Origin of the sequence: Anaerotignum lactatifermentans (genome assembly GCF_014982935.1) — a bacterium.
Classification (GTDB): domain Bacteria; phylum Bacillota; class Clostridia; order Lachnospirales; family Anaerotignaceae; genus Anaerotignum; species Anaerotignum lactatifermentans.
Map to the genome: position 1 here is coordinate 1 of NZ_JADCKK010000123.1, position 1,599 is coordinate 1,599.

The 1,599-nt window shown below is 42.2% G+C and carries 2 protein-coding genes; one reads left to right on the forward strand and one right to left on the reverse strand.

Features of this window, described 5'->3' with window-relative positions; genetic code table 11:
- Positions 1–79: IS3 family transposase (locus tag INF29_RS15440; RefSeq protein ID WP_408626509.1), on the forward strand; the 79-nt coding region annotated here is incomplete at its 5' end.
- 85 nt (positions 80–164) lie between these two features.
- On the opposite strand, the gene INF29_RS14140 is transcribed toward INF29_RS15440, so the two are convergent.
- The gene (locus INF29_RS14140; protein WP_193487364.1) at positions 165–1,316 is read right to left on the reverse strand and encodes a M23 family metallopeptidase; all 1,152 of its coding nucleotides are present in this window, start codon (positions 1,314–1,316) and stop codon (positions 165–167) included.
- Between the last annotated feature and the right edge of the window lie 283 nt (positions 1,317–1,599).

The window sequence follows — 1,599 nt, forward strand, 5'->3', positions numbered from 1 at the left end:
TAATAACCATCGAATCAAAGCAAAGTTAAAGGGCTTGCCACCTGCAATTTACAGACAACAAGCCCTTCTGGCTTCTTAAACAATTTTAATTTGAAAATATTGTCTAACTTTTTGGGTTCAGTTCATTCAGGATTCCAGCAAAATTTCTTTTTTAAACATAATGATTATTCGTAGTCTTTCGGGTTCTGGTAAATGCCGTTGAGCTGAATTTCATAATGGCAGTGAACACCAGTGGACATGCCGGTGGAACCAGTCATAGCGATGACATCGCCTTTTTTCACAGTGTCGCCAACTTCTACCAGATTTTCGGAGTTATGGGCATACAGTGTGGTGAAACCGTTGCCGTGGTCGATCTTTACATAATAACCATAGTCATCATGGTAAGTAGCTTCTACAACAGTACCTGCTGCTGTTGCGCTGATGGGTACAATCTGGCTTCTGGTGGAAAGGTCAACGCCTTTATGCACACGACCGTCGCTGATGGTAGGATCACCGTCGGGATTAAATTCTGTGGAAATCACATATTCTTCCAGTGGATAGCCCATGGGTACGTTGCTGTACTGTGCCAGTGTTTCTGTGACGTTTGTTGCCACATCCACGAAGGAAGCGCCTGTCAGATCCAGCATGACATTCATTTTATCCAGCTGTGCGGAAAGGGAAGTTGCCTTGTTGTAAGAAGTTGTAACGATGGTGGTGAATGTTTTTTCACCAGACTGAGATGTACTGCCGTTTTCCAGAATGGAAAGGCATGCAGTGGAAAGATTTGCTTCTGCACATGCAGTGTCGCCATTTTCCGCAGAAGCTGTAGCTGTACTGTCTGTGGAAGTACCGCTCATGTTGTTGATTTCTTCCGCAAGGCTCTGTTTTGTATTTTCCAGTTCCGTCATCTTGTTTTCCAGCTCTTCTGTTTTCATCTGGATTTCGTTGATGTGCTGGGTGTATTCTTCGTTTTCGTTTTCCAGTATTTCTGTGCGCTGGGTCAGTTTACGGTTTTCCTTTTCCATTTCTGCCAGCTGCTGCTGAGAGTTTGTCAGACGGTTCTGGGTCTGCAAATAGGAAACACCTGCATAAGCGCCGCCGCCCAATACCAGCAATGCTGCTACAGATGCGGCAATGAGATGACCTTTTTTCAGGTGCAGGGTTTTGGAACCGTTTTTGTGGGACAGATGCAGCGTAATCAAATGCTTGTCCGCCTTTGCTTCTGCCTGTGTGCTTTCTGCAGATGCAGTGTTTTCTGTATTTTCTGTAAGTTCTGTATTTTCTGTCAGAATGTTTTCTGTATTGTTATCTTTGGAGAAGTTTTCATTTTCTGCCATGAGATCACCTTTCTGTCTTTTTTATCCTGAATTAGTATACTAAATAATCCAAAATTTGTAAACTAAAAGTTACGCATTTTTTACGATTGTTAATAAATTTTTAATAATTTACTGTTTTTTTCCATAGAAGATGAGAATTTCCTTTGAAAAATCCCCTTGTGGGTTTGTCAAACATATGTTACACCCTCCTTAATAAATTCCTTCAGGACAGTCTGTGGGGATTTCCAACCCAGAGGTCTCATAGGGAACAGATTATAGTCCCTACGGTTATAGACTTGGAGCT

What these genes read in the sequence shown, in the direction of transcription:
- INF29_RS14140 (WP_193487364.1), bottom strand. Translation starts at nt 1,316, where the DNA reads ATGGCAGAAAATGAAAACTTCTCCAAAGATAACAATACAGAAAACATT.